General features: G+C 41.6%; 20 protein-coding genes. All 20 read left to right on the top strand.

Features of this window, described 5'->3' with window-relative positions; translation table 11 throughout:
• The first annotated feature begins 69 nt into the window (after positions 1–69).
• The 20 genes from BN2425_RS10425 to mtnN all read left to right on the top strand — a co-directional run bounded on the left by BN2425_RS10425 (position 70) and on the right by mtnN (position 20,711).
• On the top strand, positions 70–723 hold the full coding sequence (locus BN2425_RS10425; RefSeq protein WP_042458689.1) for a tetratricopeptide repeat protein: 654 nt from the start codon (positions 70–72) through the stop codon (positions 721–723).
• A 33-nt stretch (positions 724–756) separates the two neighbouring features.
• Positions 757–3,168 carry an SF1B family DNA helicase RecD2 gene (gene recD2 / locus BN2425_RS10420; protein WP_042458686.1) on the top strand — a complete coding sequence of 804 codons (2,412 nt, stop codon included), beginning with the start codon at positions 757–759 and terminating at the stop codon, positions 3,166–3,168.
• A 33-nt stretch (positions 3,169–3,201) separates the two neighbouring features.
• Positions 3,202–3,705 carry a PRC-barrel domain-containing protein gene (locus tag BN2425_RS10415; RefSeq protein WP_042458683.1) on the top strand — a complete coding sequence of 168 codons (504 nt, stop codon included), beginning with the start codon at positions 3,202–3,204 and terminating at the stop codon, positions 3,703–3,705.
• A 54-nt stretch (positions 3,706–3,759) separates the two neighbouring features.
• Entirely contained in the window at positions 3,760–3,951 is a 192-nt protein-coding gene (locus BN2425_RS10410) for a hypothetical protein (protein ID WP_042458680.1), read from the top strand.
• 89 nt (positions 3,952–4,040) lie between these two features.
• Entirely contained in the window at positions 4,041–4,175 is a 135-nt protein-coding gene (locus BN2425_RS10405) for a YrzQ family protein (protein ID WP_074433042.1), read from the top strand.
• A gap of 93 nt (positions 4,176–4,268) precedes the next feature.
• On the top strand, positions 4,269–5,348 hold the full coding sequence (locus BN2425_RS10400; RefSeq protein ID WP_154663488.1) for an AI-2E family transporter: 1,080 nt from the start codon (positions 4,269–4,271) through the stop codon (positions 5,346–5,348).
• 386 nt (positions 5,349–5,734) lie between these two features.
• Positions 5,735–8,371, top strand: coding sequence for an alanine--tRNA ligase (alaS, locus tag BN2425_RS10395; protein ID WP_042458677.1), 2,637 nt, complete (start codon positions 5,735–5,737; stop codon positions 8,369–8,371).
• Positions 8,372–8,426: 55 nt separating this feature from the next.
• On the top strand, positions 8,427–8,693 hold the full coding sequence (locus BN2425_RS10390; protein WP_042458674.1) for an IreB family regulatory phosphoprotein: 267 nt from the start codon (positions 8,427–8,429) through the stop codon (positions 8,691–8,693).
• Between the two features lie 3 nt (positions 8,694–8,696).
• On the top strand, positions 8,697–9,113 hold the full coding sequence (gene ruvX, locus BN2425_RS10385) for a Holliday junction resolvase RuvX (RefSeq protein ID WP_042458670.1): 417 nt from the start codon (positions 8,697–8,699) through the stop codon (positions 9,111–9,113).
• A gap of 12 nt (positions 9,114–9,125) precedes the next feature.
• Positions 9,126–9,452, top strand: coding sequence for a DUF1292 domain-containing protein (locus BN2425_RS10380; RefSeq protein WP_042458667.1), 327 nt, complete (start codon positions 9,126–9,128; stop codon positions 9,450–9,452).
• 165 nt (positions 9,453–9,617) lie between these two features.
• The gene (gene mltG, locus BN2425_RS10375) at positions 9,618–10,742 is read left to right on the top strand and encodes an endolytic transglycosylase MltG (protein ID WP_042458664.1); all 1,125 of its coding nucleotides are present in this window, start codon (positions 9,618–9,620) and stop codon (positions 10,740–10,742) included.
• 301 nt (positions 10,743–11,043) lie between these two features.
• Positions 11,044–11,682: an O-methyltransferase gene (locus tag BN2425_RS10370; RefSeq protein ID WP_042458661.1), complete on the top strand. Its 639-nt coding sequence runs from the start codon at positions 11,044–11,046 to the stop codon at positions 11,680–11,682.
• A gap of 5 nt (positions 11,683–11,687) precedes the next feature.
• Positions 11,688–12,617 carry a peptidase U32 family protein gene (locus tag BN2425_RS10365; protein ID WP_042458659.1) on the top strand — a complete coding sequence of 310 codons (930 nt, stop codon included), beginning with the start codon at positions 11,688–11,690 and terminating at the stop codon, positions 12,615–12,617.
• Positions 12,618–12,642: 25 nt separating this feature from the next.
• On the top strand, positions 12,643–13,914 hold the full coding sequence (locus BN2425_RS10360) for a peptidase U32 family protein (RefSeq protein ID WP_042458657.1): 1,272 nt from the start codon (positions 12,643–12,645) through the stop codon (positions 13,912–13,914).
• 4 nt (positions 13,915–13,918) lie between these two features.
• Positions 13,919–14,551 carry a uridine kinase gene (gene udk, locus BN2425_RS10355; RefSeq protein ID WP_042458655.1) on the top strand — a complete coding sequence of 211 codons (633 nt, stop codon included), beginning with the start codon at positions 13,919–13,921 and terminating at the stop codon, positions 14,549–14,551.
• Positions 14,552–14,724: 173 nt separating this feature from the next.
• Positions 14,725–15,198 (top strand): transcription elongation factor GreA, encoded by a 474-nt coding sequence (greA, locus tag BN2425_RS10350; RefSeq protein ID WP_042458652.1) that lies wholly within the window; start codon positions 14,725–14,727, stop codon positions 15,196–15,198.
• Positions 15,199–15,274: 76 nt separating this feature from the next.
• Positions 15,275–17,023 carry a peptidoglycan D,D-transpeptidase FtsI family protein gene (locus BN2425_RS10345; protein ID WP_042458649.1) on the top strand — a complete coding sequence of 583 codons (1,749 nt, stop codon included), beginning with the start codon at positions 15,275–15,277 and terminating at the stop codon, positions 17,021–17,023.
• Positions 17,024–17,164: 141 nt separating this feature from the next.
• Positions 17,165–19,150, top strand: a complete 1,986-nt coding sequence (locus BN2425_RS10340) for a S9 family peptidase (RefSeq protein ID WP_042458647.1) — start codon at positions 17,165–17,167, stop codon at positions 19,148–19,150.
• A 148-nt stretch (positions 19,151–19,298) separates the two neighbouring features.
• Positions 19,299–19,991, top strand: a complete 693-nt coding sequence (locus BN2425_RS10335) for a DUF1510 family protein (RefSeq protein ID WP_042458644.1) — start codon at positions 19,299–19,301, stop codon at positions 19,989–19,991.
• A 24-nt stretch (positions 19,992–20,015) separates the two neighbouring features.
• Entirely contained in the window at positions 20,016–20,711 is a 696-nt protein-coding gene (gene mtnN, locus BN2425_RS10330; RefSeq protein ID WP_042458642.1) for a 5'-methylthioadenosine/S-adenosylhomocysteine nucleosidase, read from the top strand.
• Positions 20,712–20,841: the final 130 nt, after the last annotated feature.

Raw genomic sequence — 20,841 nt, 5'->3', positions numbered from 1 at the left:
CTCCTCGAATGGAGTCAGGGTTTTTCTCTGAAATATGATATACTTCGTTATAGAAATGGAGTTGAAAATATGGACCATAATCAAAGAGGTGTGCAATTTCTCCAGGAAGGAAATTTGGAGGAAGCAGCCAAAGCTTTTAATGAAGCCATTAATGAGAATCCTCGCGACCCTGCGGCCTATATTAATTTTGGACATGTTTTATCTGAATTAGGAGAAACGGATAAGGCATTAAAATTTTACCAAAGGGCCATTGAAATAGATGAAAATGCTGCAGCCGCTTATTACAGTGCGGGCAATCTGTACTTTAGTAACGACCGTTTTCAACAGGCAAAGAAGATGTTTGAGGAAGCGATGAAACGAGGCATGGAAACAAGCGATAATTATTTTATGCTCGGACTGACCTTAATGAACTTGGAGCAAGGTAAATTTGCGCTGGCTTATTTGCAAAGAAGCGTAGAACTGAACGGAACCGACGCCGAAGCCCGTTTCCAATATGGACTATGCTTGGCACAGCTTGAGTTGCTGGACCAGGCAATGGAGCAATTTGAAAAATGCTTGGAGATCGATCCGAATCATTCCGATGCTTACTATAATCTGGGAGTGTCCTATGCCTTTAAGGAACAGGCAGATAAGGCAATTGATATGTTTAACAAGGCGCTCGAAATTCAGCCGGATCATCTTTTAGCTGGACATGCTAAACAGTTAATCGAAGCCAACCAATAAGCAAATTAATTTTTATTGAAAGGAGGGAGTCCTTTGGAAAACCAGCAATCGCTTGATTTATTTACCGAACAGGGGACGTATATTAAAGGGCGGCCATTCGTCACGATTTTTCATAATGAACAGAATTTATATACTGTGATAAGAATCCGAGTGGATGAAACCAACCATACATATGAGGATAAGGAAGCAGTCGTGACCGGCTATTTCCCTAAAATTCACGAACAAGAGACTTATACCTTTTACGGAGATTTTAAGGAGCATCCCAAGTTTGGCATGCAATTCCACGCTACCCATTTCCGCAAAGACATGCCGCAATCGAAACAAGGTATTATTGCCTATTTGTCTGGGGAAATGTTCAAAGGGATTGGGAAAAAAACGGCAGAGAACATAGTTGAAACCCTAGGGGAAAACGCCATATCGAAAATCTTAAATCAGCCGTCCCTGCTGGACACTGTTCCAAAACTTCCTCCAGATAAGGCAAAACTGCTGTATGATACCCTAATGGAACATCAGGGCTTAGAGCAGGTCTTAATTGCTTTGAATCAATATGGCTTTGGTCCACAGCTTTCAATGAGAATTTACCAAGTGTATAAGGAAGAAACGCTTGAAATTATTCAAAAAAATCCATATCAGCTCGTTGAAGCTATTGAGGGGATTGGTTTTGGCAGAGCAGATGAGCTAGGCTACCAAATGGGGATTTCCGGGAATCATCCAGACCGTATCAAGGCAGCCTGCCTGTATATTTTAGAGAATGAATGCATGCAAACGGGCCATGTTTATATGCAAGCGAAGGATTTGCTCGAACAGGTAAAGTTGCTTCTTGAAGATAACCAACGTGATATTATCGACTATACAAATATTTCAACGGAAATCATCAAACTTCAAGAAGAAGGGAAGATTATCGGGGAGGAACAGCGTGTCTATCTGCCATCGTTATTTTTTGCCGAAAAAGGCCTGGTTACGAGCATCCGTCGAATTTTAGAACAGAAAGAGTATGAAGAACAATTTCCTGAATCTGAGTTTTTATTGGCGCTGGGCAGCTTAGAAGAACGATTAGCCGTACAGTATGCACCGACCCAGCGGGAAGCTATCCAAACTGCTTTAATGTCTCCTATGTTGATTTTAACAGGGGGCCCAGGAACCGGCAAAACCACCGTTATAAAAGGGATTGTCGAGCTCTATGCTGAGTTGCATGGCTGCTCGCTTGACCCTAAAGATTATCATAAAAAGCAAGAGCCATTCCCAATTTTACTTGCCGCCCCTACTGGAAGAGCTGCCAAGCGAATGAGTGAGTCTACAGGACTGCCTGCGGTCACTATTCACCGGCTGCTAGGCTATAATGGGACAGAAAACTTTGACCGTGATGATGCAAGCCCGCTTGAAGGTAAAATTCTCATCGTCGATGAGACCTCCATGCTCGATATTTGGCTGGCTAACCAATTGTTTAAAGCATTGCCAGAGCATATTCAAGTCATTCTTGTAGGGGATGAGGATCAGTTGCCGTCTGTCGGACCAGGTCAGGTACTAAAGGATTTGTTGCGATCAGAACGAATTCCTACAGTCAGGTTAACCGATATTTACCGCCAAGCTGAAGGGTCATCCATCATTGAATTGGCCCATGAAATTAAAAAGGGCAGACTGCCGGCCAATATTGCCATGAAACAAGCAGACCGCTCGTTTATTAAGTGCAGTACCGCACAGGTTGCACAAGTGGTTGAAAAAATCGCCTTAAACGCAAAAAATAAAGGGTTTACGGCGATGGATTTTCAGGTGCTTGCTCCGATGTACCGTGGGCCTGCAGGCATTGACCGATTAAATGTCCTATTGCAGGAAATTTTTAATCCTAATCCGAGCGGTACCAGAAAAGAAATCACCTACGGAGATGTGAAATACCGGATTGGCGATAAGGTTCTGCAGCTAGTCAACCAGCCTGAGAATAACGTATTCAATGGGGATATTGGTGAAATCATTTCGATTATCTATGCTAAGGAAAATACAGAAAAGCAGGATTTAATTTATATCTCTTTTGAAGGCCATGAAGTGGAGTATACAAAGCAGGATTTAAATCAAATCACGCATGCTTACTGTTGTTCGGTACATAAATCGCAGGGTAGTGAATTTCCAATCGTCCTATTGCCAGTTACTCGAAGCTATTACCGGATGCTGCAAAGAAATTTGATTTATACCGCCATCACCCGGTCCAAGCAATCGTTAATTATCTGCGGCGAAGAAGAAGCACTAAGGATGGGAGTAGAACGGGCTGACGAAATGTCAAGATTGACAACCCTTTGCGAAAAACTACAAGACGCCATACCTGTCCCAGATCAAAATCAAAGCATAACACCCGAAACCAAATCCATCTCATATGAAGAATTTCTAATGCGGGTGGACCCAATGATCGGGATGGAAAACGTTACACCTTATGATTTTATGGCGAAAAACTGAAACTAAAAATGTTCAATAGGAGGTGGGTACTCTTTGCGAACATTTTCCTTATTAAAAGGGCAGCCTGTATTTGAAACAAAAAGCGGCACAAAGATTGGAGAAATCAGCGACTTATATATTTCACCAGAGGGAATCGTTAAAGGCTTGCTAGTGAAAAAAGGAACATTATTTAAGCAATCCTGCTTTCTTGACATTCAAAAGGTGGATTCCTTCGGCTGGGACGGGGTCATGATTGAGGATGCCGGTCTTTTGGAAAAAGCAAAAGAAATGCCAGAATATACCTTAGGTCACCAGCATTCTCTTGAAGGGAAAATGATGCTTTCGAAAAGCGGTGAATCACTGGGACTGCTAAACGACGTATATTTTCAGGAAGAATTGGGCACAATCGTAGGGTACGAAATCACGGATGGCTTCTTTTCGGATATTACGGAAGGGAAACAAGTGATTCATTCCAAGAAGCCCTTAACGATTGGAAAAGATGCCATCATCGTAGACGTAAATAAAATGGAACCGTCTATTAACACACGAGGTGAATAGACCGCAGAAATTTTATTAGCGATTTAGCTGAAGAATGCGTGAGGTGTCTTTTCCATGTTTAAGTGTCCAAACTGCCAAAGCAAGGATATTGGTAAAATCGGCATCAACCAGTATTACTGCTGGAACTGTTTTATTGAGTTATCTGTGTCAAAAGGATTGATTAATACTCATCAGGTCGAAGAGGATGGGACATTAAGTTCATTGGATGATCTGTTTGAGGAAGATGTCCGCCGATTTACAATGTAATCAATTAAACGCCCGTAAGAACGGGGCTATGAGCCTGTAAACCGAAGTCAAAATAGTACTTTCCCATTCCCGATGAAGAGGTGAAAAGTATGAAAAAAGCAATGACATCGATGGCTGTACTCGGAATCGGAGCAGCTGCGTATACCATGGCACAGAAAAATCATTTAATGTCAGGCCGCCAAATGAGAAAAATGGCAAGAAAAGTAAAACGGGCTATGTTTTAATATTTCGCGTGTCCCCCTCGGGTTTTTCGAGGGGGATTTATGTATATTTACATATTGGGTCTCCAACACTAACGGTAAAAGGAGGCTAAAGCTTTGGAAAATCGGATGAAGTGGTTTTATCGAATCGGTTTTACACTCCTTTTATTAATTGCCATCTATATCTTTTTAAAGCTGCGGGTTGTTTGGCTGCCAGTTATTAAGTTAATTCTTATTATCCTGCTTCCATTTGGCATTTCTGCTTTTATTACTTACCTGTTGCATCCCATTATTGAAAAATTGCATGAAAAAGGACTGCACAGAGGAGTAGCTATTTTTTTAATTTATCTCCTGTTTTTTGGCGGTATTGGTTTTGCCCTTTATAAAGGCATACCTGCGATTATCGATCAAATAAAGGACTTGTCTGAAAGTGCCCCTGTTTTTGCCCAGCAGTACCGCGAGTGGATCAAAATTCTCCAATCTCACACAAGGGAGTGGCCGGACGGATTGCAAAATCGTGTAAACGAGGGGATTGACGCGTTTGAGGATAAATTGGATAGTCTCCTGACTACTATCGTAAATGTGCTAATCCAGTTTTTAAACTCAGCGGTTATTTTAGCGATAATCCCTTTTATCGTTTTTTATATGCTTAAAGATTTTGCAAAAATTAGACAGACAATCTGGTATTTAACACCGAAAAGCTGGCGAAAAAAAGGTATATTGTTCCTAAGAGATGTGGATAAATCATTAGGGAATTACATAAGGGGCCAGTTGCTTGTGTGTTTGATTATGGGGACAATTGCTTCCTGTTTATTTTGGGCATTTCAGCTAAAATATCCATTGTTGTTAGGTCTGATTGTTGGGGTAACCAATGTAATTCCTTACTTCGGACCAATCATTGGAGCGATTCCGGCAGTAATCGTGGCGGCAACGACTTCGGTTAAATTAATCATCGTTACCATCATTATTGTGTTCGGCCTTCAATTTATTGAAGGGAATATACTATCGCCTTATATTGTTGGCAAAAGTCTGCACATGCATCCATTATGGATCATGGCCGCGCTGACAGCAGGGGGAGAGATAGGCGGAATTCTCGGTTTGATTTTGGCTGTACCGGTTTTTGCCATTATGAAGGTGGGCCTCATCCACGTAAAAAATCATTTCATCGATGTCCGGCGCCATGAATCTTCAACATAGGATTTGACAAACCTTTTTTCCGTCGATATAATTCGTCATATATGGAAAATGAAGAAGGATCGAGTATGTTATAGTCCATCTGTAGCGGTTAAATGCGCAGAAGAGAGGAGTCCCCTTGGCTGAAAGAGATTCCAGATGAAGGATAACAGAACGCTAATCCGGAGTGCAGCTAACCACTGCCGTCATAAGCCGCGTTAAGGCGATATTGAGAGATGAGTACAATTTTTTTGTATTCATAATCAGGGTGGTACCGCGAGACAAGCTCTCGTCCCTGTTTTGGGGATGAGGGCTTTTTTGTATGCATTTTTAATAATGCGGTTTGTTCATATTGGTTCTTGATCAATACTGCCCTATAACATGCCTGCACATAAAAAGGAGGAAGTTTGATGAAAAATTTATCGGGATCACAAATCCGAAAAATGTATTTAGATTTCTTTAAGGAAAAAGGTCACTCCGTTGAACCAAGCGCATCATTGGTTCCACATGATGACCCTACCCTGTTGTGGATTAACAGCGGGGTGGCAACCCTAAAAAAATATTTTGATGGTCGGGTTATACCGGAAAATCCGCGAATCACTAATGCCCAAAAATCAATCAGAACCAATGATATCGAAAATGTCGGAAAAACTGCCCGGCACCATACTTTCTTTGAGATGCTAGGTAACTTCTCCATTGGTGATTATTTTAAAAAAGAAGCGATTCATTGGGCATGGGAATTTTTAACCGATGAAGAATGGATTGGCTTTGATAAAAAATTGCTTTCTGTAACCATCCATCCAGAAGACGAGGAAGCCTTTGAGATTTGGAATAAAGAAATTGGCATTCCGGAGGAGCGGATTATCCGTTTGGAAGGCAACTTCTGGGACATCGGGGAAGGCCCGAGTGGACCAAACTCTGAAATCTTCTATGACCGTGGTCCAGAATATGGAGATGACCCAAGTGATCCTGAATTGTACCCAGGCGGGGAGAATGAGCGTTATCTCGAAGTATGGAATTTGGTCTTTTCCCAATTCAATCATAATCCTGATGGCACGTATACTCCACTGCCAAAGAAAAACATTGATACCGGAATGGGTCTGGAGCGGATGGCATCGGTTGTGCAAAATGTTCCAACCAACTTCGATACAGACTTATTTATTCCAATTATCCGGGCAACTGAAGAGATTTCCGGTAAAAAGTACGGTGTAGATAAAGAAAAGGACGTTGCCTTCAAAGTAATTGCTGACCATATTCGTACAGTTGCCTTTGCCATTGGTGACGGGGCGCTTCCATCAAACGAGGGCCGCGGTTATATCTTGCGCCGCTTGCTTCGCCGTGCCGTTCGCTATGCAAAGCAAATTAATATTGAGCGTCCATTTATGTATGAACTTGTGCCAGTAGTAGGCGAGATTATGCATGATTTTTACCCTGAAGTAAAAGACAAGACTGATTTTATCCAAAAGGTTATTAAAAATGAAGAGGAACGATTCCATGAAACGCTGCATGAGGGATTAGCGATTTTATCCGGCATTATTAAGAATGCAAGAGAAAATGGTTCAAGTACGATTAGCGGCGAGAATGTATTCCGTCTTTATGATACGTACGGCTTCCCTGTGGAATTAACGGAAGAATATGCAGAGGAAGAAGGATTAACGGTTGACCATGAAGGCTTTGAAAAGGAAATGGAAGAACAGCGTGAGAGAGCCCGTGCCGCCCGTCAAGATGAAAGTTCCATGCATGTACAAGGCGGTATCTTAAGAGATTTGATCGTTTCAAGTAAATTTGTTGGTTATAACGAACTTAAGACGGATTCCATTGTAGTGGCCATTGTAAAAGAAGGAGAACTAGTGGAAAATGCTAACCAGGGTGAAGAAGTTCAGTTGATTCTCGATGTTACCCCGTTTTACGCTGAAAGTGGCGGACAAATTGCCGACCGCGGTGTATTAGAGGGTGAGGGTGTCACGGTTTCCATTAAGGATGTGCAAAAAGCGCCGAACGGGCAGAACCTTCATCAAGTAGTGATCAAATCCGGTCAATTAACCGTTAACCAGCAAGTTACAGCCACCGTTGACCCAGAAAATCGGGCACGAATCATCAAAAACCATACAGCGACCCACTTGATGCACCGTGCATTAAAAGATGTTCTCGGTGAGCATGTCAACCAAGCTGGTTCGCTTGTGGAACCGGATCGCCTCCGTTTTGATTTCTCTCATTTTGGCCAAGTGAAGCCAGATGAGCTGGAGCGGGTTGAAAGAATCGTGAATGAAAAAATTTGGAACAGCTTGGAAGTAACTATCTCCCAAAAACCGATTGCTGAAGCAAAGGCAATGGGCGCCATGGCACTGTTTGGCGAGAAATACGGCGATATTGTCCGAGTGGTCAAAGTGGGTGATTACAGCCTTGAGCTTTGCGGCGGCTGCCACGTGCCGAATACTTCTGTAATAGGCTTGTTTAAAATTGTATCTGAGAGCGGAATCGGTGCTGGAACTAGACGGATTGAAGCTGTAACAGGAGAGGCAGCTTATGTGCTATTGAATGAACAGGTTGGTTTGCTGAAAGAAGCAGCAGAAAAATTAAAGACCAATCCAAAAGACATTGTTACCCGGATTGACGGATTAATGGGTGAAATTAAGGGTCTTCAACGGGAGAATGAATCTTTGGCAGCCAAGCTTGGAAATATCGAAGCTGGCAGTCTTGTCTCAAAAGCAAAAGAGATTAATGGCGTAACCGTCCTAGCAGCCAAGGTTCAAGCAGCAGATATGAATAACTTGAGGAATATGGCTGACGATCTCAAACAAAAGCTGGGCTCCGCAGTTATTGTGCTAGGCAGTGCCCATGAAGGAAAGGTTAATTTAATCGCTGCTGTTACTAAAGATTTAATAGAGCGCGGTTACCATGCCGGCAAGCTTATTAAAGAAGTCGCTTCAAGATGCGGCGGCGGCGGCGGCGGCCGTCCAGATATGGCCCAAGCTGGAGGAAAGAATCCAGAACAGCTTGAGAGCGCCCTACAATTTGTGGAGGAATCGGTAAAATCTGTTTTGTAATAGGGACAAAGTAGTGTAGAATAAAGGTAACAAAGACGAGTTGAGGTGCACGTGAATGAGCTCATTTGACAAAACGATGCGATTTAATTTTCCGGAAGAGCCGTTTGAACATAACGTACAGGATGTACTTTTTCAAGTGTATGAGGCATTGCAGGAAAAAGGATATAATCCGATTAATCAAATTGTTGGTTACCTTTTATCCGGGGACCCGGCATACATTCCCCGTCACCGGGATGCCCGTAATATCATCCGTAAATTGGAACGGGATGAAATCATTGAGGAGTTAGTCAAATCCTATCTTAAACAACAGCGAGAGGTCTAAAGCATGCGTGTATTGGGTTTAGATGTCGGCTCCAAGACAGTGGGTGTCGCTCTTAGTGATGAACTGGGGTGGACAGCTCAGGGGCTGAAAACGCTCAAAATCAACGAAGAAAAGCAAGTGTTTGGTTTTGAGGAAATTGGTCAATTAATAGAAGAGTATCAGGTTAGCAAAGTCGTCGTCGGTTTGCCCAAAAACATGAACGGGACCATTGGACCCCGGGGTGAAGCAAGCAAACAGTATGCCGAGGAGATCGAACGAAGATTTTCGGTTCCCACAGTACTGTGGGACGAGCGTCTGACAACAATGGCCGCAGAACGTGTATTGCTTGAAGCGGATGTCAGTCGGAAAAAACGTAAAAAAGTCATCGACAAAATGGCAGCTGTGATGATTCTGCAGGGTTTTCTTGATAGTATTAAATAATGAGGTGAAGAAATGTCAAACGAACACAACCATAACCATCATGACCATGATCATGACCACGATGAGCAGTTTATTACACTGGTAAATGAAAATGGTGATGAAGAATTATTTGAAATCCTGCTAACTTTTGATTCAGAGGATTTTAACAAATCATATCTATTATGTTTCCCAGTCGGAGAGCTTGAGGATGATGAGGAAGGCGTTGTGCATGCCTATGCTTATGTCCCAACCGAAGACGGAGGCATCGGTGAATTGTTACCAGTTGAGTCGGATGAAGAATGGGATATGATTGAAGAAGTATTCAACACATTTATCGAGGACCAGGAAGAAGAAGAATAACCCAAAGGAAAGAGTCGGCAATAGCCGGCTCTTTTTCTGCATTTTATATGTAAAATTGACATTTTTCTCACTATATGCTGAAATAATTACAATGTAACTTCTGTGTTTTTATTATGATTTAGAAAAGCTAATGAATCTAAAGCATCATTGGGAAGGAGGAAAGGGATGACAACAGACAAAAAAGATATTATCCGAGAAAAAATGCTTGAACATCAAAGTGAAGCGAGAATCGTCAGACGAATTGTATTAATCATTTCCGTTTTACTGCTATTATTAATCATTATAATTGGTGGCGGAGGCTATCTTTATATTCAATCTGCCTTAAAGCCAATAGATGCCGGCAGCAAACAAAATAAGGTAGTGGAAATTCCACTGGGCTCTTCTGTAACAGGCATTGGTGAAACATTAGAAAAAAATGGAATTATAAAGGATGCAAAAGTATTTAAATATTATGTGAAGTTAAAAAATGAAGGCGGTTTTATGGCGGGAAAATATGAGCTAAGCCCATCCATGGATGTCCCGGAAATTGTCGGCAGGTTAAAAACGGGTAAAGTACTGGCGAATGCTAGCTTTAAAATCACCATACCGGAAGGCAAACAGCTAACGGAAATAGCCGCCATTATGGCAAAAGCCACAAACCAGAATGAAACAGAAGTATTTAATAAGCTAAACGACGGTGAATTTATTAAACAGGTCATGACTAAGTTTCCTGACCTTTTAACAACTGAAATAAACAATCCGGCTGTGAAATATCCGTTGGAAGGGTATCTGTACCCGGCTACCTACCCATTCTATAAGCCAAATCCAACTGTAGAAGAAATGGTGTCCGCCATGCTTAGCAAAACGCAGGAGGTTTTAGCCGACTATTCGGAGGAAATGAATCAAAAGAATGTATCGGTCCATCAAGTGTTAACCATGGCAGCGCTTGTGGAGGAAGAGGCAACGGCAAAAACGGATCGCAAAAAGATCGCGAGTGTATTCTATAATCGGATGGATAAGGGCATGCCGCTGCAAACGGACCCCACCGTCCTATATGCACAAGGCAAACACAAGGAGCGGGTCATGTATAAGGATTTGGAGGTCAACTCTCCATATAATACTTATCTGCACACGGGTCTTCCGCCGGGACCGATTGCCAATTCCGGGAAGTCATCGATTGAAGCCGCATTAGAACCAGAACAAACAGATTATTATTATTTCTTAGCAACTGAAACAGGAGATATTATTTTTACTAAAACATTGGAAGAACATAACCAGGAAAAGGAAAAATATATTTCTAATAAAAAATAGTACGATGGAAGGGGGAAGTATAGCATTCCCTCTTTTTTTGTGGTAGAATGGTTCAGGTGTTTATTTGGAAATCATAGCGTAACTCACAGTAAACGAACATTGAGTGGAATACCCGGTTATGTTGCTCGGGCCACCTTCACTGGTAAATTTCTGTGTACGCTATTTTTTATGTCTAAATAGGTGAAATTCAGCGAATAATAAGAGTATTTGACTTCGAAAAACTATTTTTAGTTCCAACGCCCGTAAAGTTAGTTCGCCGGGTGTTCTTATAGTATTTTTAGGATTGAGGTGACGCAGCTTGATGAATGAAAAGCTGCATTCATATTTAGAAGAGCTTATTCCGGACCGACATTTCCTGTTTACCGAAATGGAGAACTATGCAAAACTGCACCAAGTTCCGATCATGGAGCTGCAGGGCATTGAAGCTATGCTGCAGCTACTTAGAATTCATCGTTCTAAAACCATTTTGGAGGTTGGAACCGCAATTGGTTACTCAGCGCTTAGGATGGCTGAGGCACTTCCAAACGCGCAGATTGTAACAATTGAACGTGATAGCGAAAGGATCTCTGCAGCAGAGGAATTTTTCAAACGGACAAGCCTTAGTGAAAATATTCACTTGATTAAAGGAGATGCTTTGGAGGTTTCGGAACAGGTTAGCCACTATGCTCCTTTTGATGCCATCTTTATTGATGCAGCAAAAGGGCAATATAAAAAGTTCTTCGAGATTTATTCAAAGTATCTGAATTTGGACGGGATGATTATTACTGACAATGTGTTATTTAAAGGCCTTGTTGCTGAGGAGGAAATTGAATCAAAGCGCACGCGGAATCTTGTTAAGAAAATTAATGAGTTTAACCGCTGGTTAATGGGCCATCCAGATTATGATTCAGTTATCCTGCCAGTAGGCGATGGGGTGGCCATTAGTAAAAAGAAGAGGTGAAGAAGATGAAAAAACCTGAACTGCTGGTGACACCAACATCTGTTCATGATATTTTGCCTTTGGTAGAAGCAGGGGCGGATGCCTATGTGATTGGGGAACAGCGTTATGGCTTAAGGCTTGCCGGTGAATTTAACCGTGAAGATGTAAAACAGGCGATTGAACTAGCCCATTCTGCAGGAAAAAAAGTATATATTGCGATGAATGCAATTTTTCATAATGAAAAAATTGAGGAGTTAAATGATTATATCCGTTTCGCAGCTGACGCCAATGCAGATGCGATTATTTTTGGCGACCCTGCCGTGTTAATGGCAGTGAGAGAAACAGCCCCTCAGATGAAGCTCCACTGGAGTACAGAAACAACTGGGACCAACTGGTATACCTGCAACTATTGGGGGAGAAAAGGGGCTAAACGAGCAGTCTTGGCGCGTGAAATTAATATGGATGCGATTGTCGAAATAAAGGAAAATGCCGAAGTGGAAATTGAAGTACAGGTACATGGAATGAGCTGCATGTTCCAATCTAAACGGTCATTGCTTGGAAACTACTTTGAATACCAAGGGAAGGCCATGGAAATTGAGAATCGCAAACAGCAAAAAAATATGTTCCTTCACGATAAAGAGCGGGGAAGCAAATACCCGATTTTTGAGGATGAAAATGGCACCCACATTATGAGCCCAAATGATATTTGTATTATTGATGAGTTCCAAGATATGTTAGAAGCTGGCATTGATTCGTTTAAAATTGACGGCATCTTAAAAGATTCGGAATATATCCTTGCTGTCACTAAAATCTACCGTGAAGCCATTGATTTATATTTTGAAGATCCAGACCTTTATGAAGACAAGAAGGACGACCTGTTAGCTGCTATCGAAGAATTACAGCCGGCTAACCGTCCATTAGATACAGGTTTCTTCTTCAAGGAGACAGTTTATTAAACTGAAATTAAGGGAGGGGTCCAACGTGAATACAGTAAAAGACAAGATTTCTGAAATCATTGATGGAAAACGTGTCATTGTGAAAAAACCGGAACTACTTGCTCCAGCAGGCAATCTGGAAAAATTAAAGATTGCCGTGCAGTATGGAGCAGATGCGGTATTTATTGGCGGGCAAGAGTACGGACTCCGTTCCAATGCAGACAACTTTACGTTAGAAGAAATTAAAGAAGGCGTAGAGTTTGCCAAAAAATATGGTGCGAAAATTTATGTAACAACCAATATTTATGCCCACAATGAAAATATTCCCGGCTTGGAGGAATATCTACAAGGGTTAAAAGAAGCGGGTATTGCCGGAATTATTGTAGCAGACCCACTGATCATCGAAACCTGCCGCCGAATTGCACCAGAGATTGAAGTTCATTTAAGTACACAGCAATCTCTTTCCAACTGGAAAGCTATTAAGTTCTGGCAGGAAGAAGGATTGGAGCGGGTCGTATTAGCCCGTGAGACCAGTGCGGAAGAAATACGTGAAATGAAAGAAAAAGTAGATATTGAAATTGAAACGTTTATTCATGGCGCTATGTGTATTGCTTATTCAGGCCGTTGTACCTTGAGCAACCACATGACAGCAAGAGACTCGAACCGTGGGGGCTGCTGCCAGTCGTGCCGCTGGGATTATGACTTATATCAGCTTGAAGGAAATAACGGGGAATCGGCTCTTTTCGGGGCAGAGGACGCGCCATTCGCCATGAGCCCGAAGGATTTAAATCTAATTCAGTCGATTCCGAAAATGATTGAACTAGGCATTGATAGTTTAAAAATAGAAGGCCGAATGAAATCGATTCACTACATCGCAACTGTAGTAAGTGTTTATCGAAAAGTAATTGACGCATATTGCGCTGATCCCGACAATTTTGTCATTCAACGCGAATGGCTGGAAGAGCTTGATAAATGCGCTAATCGGGAAACAGCTCCAGCCTTCTTTGAAGGGGTGCCAGGGTATAAAGAGCAAATGTTTGGTAATCATAGCAAGAAGACAACGTTTGATTTTGTCGGTCTGGTCTTGAACTATGATGAAACGACACAAATGGTCACCCTGCAGCAGAGAAACCATTTTAAACCGGGTGATGAGGTGGAATTCTTCGGACCGGAAATTGACAACTTTACTCATGTCATCGACAAAATCTGGGATGAAAAGGGAAATGAACTGGACGCTGCCAGACATCCGCTTCAAATTGTCCGTTTTAAATTGGATAAACCGGTCTATCCTAACAACATGATGCGAAAGGAGAACTAGCTAGATGCGCAAACCAGTTGTTATTGGAGTAGCCGGCGGATCCGGCTCTGGAAAAACAAGCGTTACGAGAGCGATAGCTGAGAGTTTTAAAGACCATTCTCTTTTAGTGATTGAGCAGGATTATTATTATAAAGATCAAAGTCATTTGCCTTTTGAGGAGCGGTTAAAAACCAATTACGACCATCCCTTTGCTTTTGACAATGACCTGCTGATTGAACATGTGGAAAAGTTGCTGCGATATCAGCCAGTTAACAAGCCAGTCTACGATTATTCACTTCATACCCGTTCCGACCAAGTCATCCATGTGGAACCAAAGGAAGTCATTATTTTAGAAGGAATCTTGATTTTGGAGGACGAGCGTCTACGTAACTTAATGGATATTAAATTGTTTGTTGACACTGATGCGGATCTTAGAATTATCCGTCGGTTGTCCCGTGACATCAAAGAACGCGGACGTACGTTTGATTCTGTTATTGACCAATATACCAATGTGGTACGGCCGATGCATAACCAATTTATTGAACCAACTAAGCGGTATGCAGACATCATTATTCCAGAAGGCGGGCAAAATCACGTAGCCATTGACTTAATGGTCACAAAAATTCAAACAATTCTTGAACAAAAATCAATTTTATGACACAATAGCAAAAGAAAACACTTCAAAAATTGATTTTAGAGTTATAATTTTAAAAAAGCGCGCCCTAAACAATAGGACGCGCAAGCTTATATTATGCCTGTTTCGGCATAATATAAATTACATATATTGCACAATTCTAATGGGGGATTGTGAGACTAGAAGGAGTGAGGATTTTGGCTGCAGAAAAAGTATTTCCGATGACGCAGGCTGGTAAAGAAAAATTGGAACAGGAATTAGAGCAACTAAAAACTGTTAAACGTAAAGAAGTGGTAGAAAGAATTAAAATCGCTAGAAGCTTCGGCGACTTGTCGGAAAACTCCGAGTACGATTCCGCCAAAGAAGAGCAAGCCTTCGTTGAAGGAAGAATTACTACCTTAGAGAACATGATCCGTAATGCGAAAATCATTGAAGGCGGAGAGTTAGCCGATTCCGTTTCACTGGGCAGCTCAGTGACTTTTGTTGAACTACCAGACGGAGAGGAAGAGACTTACACAATTGTAGGAAGTGCGGAGGCAGACCCATTTGAAGGGAAAATTTCCAATGATTCACCGATTGCCAAAAGTTTGATTGGCAGAAAAGTGGGCGAACAAGTAACAGTTCAAACACCAGGCGGCGAAATGAGTGTGCGAATCGTTTCTATAAAGTAAAATTTAACTGTTAATTCAGTGTCATATTGTTTGAAAGTTCGAAACCTCGTCAAAACTTTTGACGAGGTGTTTTTTTATGTGGAGAAAACGTGCAATTGGCTGGTTAATCATTTGTATGATAGGTCTTACTTTCCTTTTAGTTCGATTAGTTCAAGTTCAATTAATCGATACAGAGACCTTTTCTAAACATCATGTCAATTTACTTGAGGAGAGCGTCAAACAAAGAACACAAGAGTTGGTCATAGATAATGGCAGAGGAAACTTCCTTGACCGAAATGGTACCATGTTGACCCATAAAATGGTGTCTGTCTTGGTTTTATTTCCATTTTTAAAAAAGCTGGATTGGGACATTGAAAAAGTTTCAGCGATTACCAATATCCCTGCAGATGATTTGAAAAAAGCGGTGGATTCAGCTAAGAAACCATTTGCCTTCGGGCAGCCTGACCCAATCGAGTTGACAAAATCACAAACGGAAAAAATAAATAAGCTAAATATACCCGGCGTTTTTGCGGTTGAGAAAAAGTTTGAACGTTCTTCTGTTCCTGCTGAACAGTTACTTGGGTTAACAGGTCAAAATTCAAAAGAACTTGCCAAACGCTATCCAAATAAAGAATTACCAGAGAAAACTCTGATTGGCGTTTCCGGTCTAGAAGAAAGCTTTGACGAATTTCTGCTGCCAGAGGGCCCCTCAAAACTGGTTTACCATGTTGACGGCAGTGGGGCGCCACTATTCGGAATCAATGTTAAATATGTGGATCCGGCTAATCCGTTTTATCCTGTCAATATTCGGACAACCATTGATAAAACCATCCAGGAGAAGGCTGAAGCATTAGTGGATCAATATCAGATTAAAAAGGGAGGTCTTGTTCTCCTTAATATTGAGGATAACAGTGTGTTAGCCATGGTCTCTCGTCCAGCTGTCAATAAAAAGGACCCTTATAGCAGTGCAGGCATTACGAATATGATGTTGGAACAACAAATTATGGGGTCTGTCTTTAAAACAGTTGTCGCAGCTGCAGCTATTGACCGCAACTTGGATGATCCAATGCGCTTGTTTGATTGCAGTAAGAAAATTAACGGCAATCCGGAGTTAAAATACAACTATGGCATGCTTAATTTCTCGGACAGCTTTGCAAGGAGCTGTAATCGCACGTTCGGGGAACTGGCTCAAGAGTTGCAAAAGCAAGACCCGAATACTTTAGAAGAATACGCTGCAAAGTTATCACTTACCGGTTCTGTTGGATGGCAGGGTGAAGTGTTCCATACCAGTAATTTCAAGCAGCTTGCTGATGAAGATAAAGGGCGTGTTTTTCTATCGGAGGATGCGAGAACAGACAAAAATTATGTGGCGATGTCGGGGATCGGCCAGCATGAAGTTCGGGCAACGCCCTTGGCTGTGGCAAACATGATGGCCACTATTGCCCGTGGGGGAAAAAAAGAAATGGTCCGGGCGGCGCTTAAAATAGAGTATAAAAATGAGACAACCATGATTGATTTTCCAGAAAAGAGTCTGGAAGGAGAAACCATTTCCCCCTATACAGCTTCTAAACTGCAAAAATTGCTGCGTGAGGTGGTTGTCAATCCAAACGGCACAGGACGCTGGTTTCAGGACCTGCCATTTGAAGTTGCAGGAAAGTCGGGAACGGCTGAAACGGGAAAATACGTGAATGGAGAACAACTGCATAATAAGTGGTTTGCGGGCTACTTTCCTTACCAAAATCCCCAATATGCACTGGTCGCCGTTAATCTAGATGTTTCAGACAGTGAAGGTGGAGTCAATTTACTGTTCGCTGATATCGTAAAAATGCTGTATGAAAATAAGTGATACAAATGTATTTTTGTATCAAAAAAAGTTTATAGAAAACAGCCAAAATATATTAATATAATTTTGGCTGTTTTTTTGCAGGAAAAATTATTTCTAGTGTCGAAATGAATTAGAGTAAATATTTTAAAAGGCGGTAATGTTATGACAACTAGAAAAGGGATACAGTCAACGGATTTATACAAACTAAAGTCAGTAGCAAATCCGGTTTTTGCTCCGGACGGAAGCTCCTATGTTTACGTCGAGACAATGATTGATAAAGAAACGGATGAATACCAATCGCATCTATTTTTTAATAACCTATCTGACGATGAAGCAGCTGTGCAATGGACGTTTGGAAAAGGAAAAAATATTTCTCCCTGCTGGTCTCCTGATGGAACAAAGCTTGCATTTGTTTCAACTCGAAGCGGTAAAAGTGAAATTTATGTGTTAAGTAAACATGGCGGGGAAGCTCGACAGCTGACCTCTCTATCAAACGGGGCCAGCAATCCTGTATGGTCACCTGATGGCAAAAGGATTGCCTTCGTTACGTCAGTAAAACCGGGACACGATCTATTAGATCAAGAAGAAGCGGTCAAAAAGCAGGACAAGCCGAAGCCGCTTGAGGTAACGCAAATGAAATATAAATCCGATTCCAGCGGCTTTTGGCAAGGAGATTACAGTCAGATAGCGGTTATTGATGTCAATAGTGGCGTAGTAACCCAACTGACTGAGGGCGATTTTGATTATGCACTTTACAGCTGGTCCCCAGATGGGAAAAACCTGTTAATTGGTGCCGATCTTGAGGAACCTGTGGATACATCCTTTAATCAAGATGTTTATCTACTAGAGGTTAACACTAAGAAGTTAACACGGATCACCAAAGGAACAGGTGACTTTGAAAAGGCAGTTTTCTCACCCAATGGCCAATTGGTCGGAATGATCGGTAATGAACGTGAATATGAAAATGCCACTCATCCAAAAGTATGGATTTATGAGCTTAAGTCGCAAGAGCTCAAATGTATAACCGCAAATTGGGATGTACCAGTGGGCAATTTAATGGTCGGTGATTTTCAACAATCAGTTGCTGACCCAGGATTGGTGTGGGATAACAATAGTGATGGTGTCTATTTCCTAGCAACAGACAGAGGGAACACCAATTTGTATTATGGAACTGTTGATGGGACAATTCACCCCATTACAACGGGTAATCATCATGTTTACGGATTTACTATCAATGATTCTAATAAAGTCATTTGTGCGATTAGTCATCCCACCCAAATTGGCGACTTATTTTTAGTGTCATTAAATGACGGGCAAATCGTAGGCCGCTTAACGGAAGTGAACGGAGACTATTTACAAGACATTGAGTTATCTCAGCCTGAAGCTATTGAATATGAAAGTGAAAATGGCTGGAAGGTTCAGGGATGGCTGATGAAGCCGATAGGATTTCAAACGGGGGAAAAGTATCCGCTTATCTTGGAAATTCATGGCGGACCGCACATGATGTATGGAAACACCTATATGAATGAATTTCAAATTCTCGCCGCTCAAGGATATGCTGTTTTATATACCAACCCAAGGGGCAGCCACGGCTATGGCCAACAGTTTGTTGATGCCGTCCGGGGCGATTATGGGGGAAATGATTATAAAGATGTAATGAACGGTGTCGATTTTGTATTACAACATTATGATTTCATCGATGAGGACCGACTCGGTGTAACCGGCGGAAGTTACGGTGGTTTTATGACAAACTGGATTGTCGGCCAGACAAATCGCTTTAAAGCGGCAGTCACTCAACGGTCCATTTCAAACTGGATTAGTTTTTATGGTGTCAGTGATATTGGCTATTACTTTACAGAATGGCAAATCAAATCAGATTTTCGCGATATTCAAACACTTTGGAAGCATTCGCCGTTAGCCTATGTTGAAAACGTGGAAACACCATTATTGATTCTTCACAGTGAAAAAGATTATCGTTGCCCAATCGAACAAGGAGAACAATTTTTTATTGCTCTAAAACGGCTTGGCAAAGAAACCAAGTTTGTCCGCTTCCCGGAACAAAATCATGAACTGTCCCGCAGTGGCAAGCCCGAATTGAGGATGAACCGTTTGGATTATATCACAGGCTGGTTCAAGGAATATATCTAATAATTTTGAGGGAAACCGCTTTGCTACATATAGCATGCGGTTTCTTTTCTTTTATTACAGAAATCTTACCGTCCAAGGTTATTCCTTCAAGTAAACGTGAATTCATGTTAAAATATTGAAAGCCTACTGTTTATAAGGAGTGATACAAATGAATAACGATTTCCAAAAGTCTCGTTCCGGTGTTCGGGCAAAACGAAGGAAAACCAATTTGATTTTAAATGGTTTAATAATTTTAGTTCTGGCGTTAATTATTATAGTTGCGTATAATATTTTTGCTTCTGGAAATGATGAAAATGCCTCATCAACAAAAGCAACTCAGAAGACTGAGCAGAAGGCAGCTGCAAATAAAGATAAAACAGAGAAGTCAACTCAAGCAGAAAAATCAAGTAAGGATAGCGAAGATACGGCAGCTAAGGCTGATGAAACTTCTGATGACTCTGATTCTGAAACGGCAAATAATAACCAAGCCGATGATCCTGAGCAGGCAGATACTGCACAAGCCACAGTTACGGATGGTGGCAGTTCACCAAATGTGGTCAAAACCATTGTGAACCCGGCATGGAAGCCAGTAGGCACCTCTCAGTCTGGAGAGCATGCAGCTGTTTATGATGAGAGCTCTGTTGATTGGCAGGAAATGTTAAAGGCAATTACCTATGCAACTGGAATTGACCAAAGCAATATGACCGTTTACTGGCTGGGAAGAGATAAATCCACCACCAATGGTTCGTTTGCAACGGTCGCTTCAAAAGATAAAACCCAAAAATATAATGTTTACCTTCAGTGGGTAGATGGTCAAGGCTGGATGCCGACCAAAATGGAAGAACTGTCTCAAATTCAATGACCAATTAATGAAAGAGGTTAAACCATGAAAATTGCCATAATCGGCGCAATGGAAGAAGAAGTAGCAATGCTTAAAGAAAATATCGAAGAGAAGACAGAGGAAACCATTGCAGGTTGTGAATTCACTTTCGGCCGCATGCATGGAGCGGATGTCATTTTGCTTCGTTCAGGAATAGGAAAAGTAAATGCCGCTATGTCAACGACGATCCTGTTGGAAAAATACAAGCCCGATGGTATTATCAATACCGGTTCAGCAGGCGGATTAAATCCTGACTTAAATGTGGGGGATGTCGTTTTCTCTACAGAAGTTCGGCATCATGATGTGGATGTTACTGCATTTGGTTACGAATACGGCCAAGTTCCTCAACTGCCGGCTTCATTTCAAGCAGATGAAAAGTTAGTAAAAATTGCTGAATCTGCAGCAAGGGATCTTGAAAAATTTAAGATTGTAAAAGGGTTAATTGTATCGGGTGACTCTTTTATCGAAGATCCAAACAGGGCAGCATTTATACGTGGAAAATTTGGAGATTTGCAGGCGGTTGAAATGGAAGCAGCTGCGATTGCCCAAGTTGCCCATCGGTTTGGGGTTCCTTTTGTCATTATCCGGTCTCTGTCGGATATTGCCGGCAAACAATCAGAAATCTCTTTTGATCAATTCATTGATCAAGCGGCAACAAATTCTGCCACGTTAGTCATGAAAATGGTGGCTGCTTTAAAATAGCGAGAAGATAATATTGTATATGCTAAAGGGCCGGCTAAGATAAGCCGGTCTTTTTAGTAATATTTACATCTGCTTTAATCTAATAACCTGTGTTAAAGTAAGTTAGTAGATTAAAAGAAAGCAGGTGGGC

Source organism: Neobacillus dielmonensis (assembly GCF_000612665.1).
Classification (GTDB): Bacteria; Bacillota; Bacilli; order Bacillales; family Cytobacillaceae; genus Neobacillus; species Neobacillus dielmonensis.
Note: the sequence above shows the minus strand (reverse complement) of the source record. Positions and strands in the feature narration are given on the sequence as shown.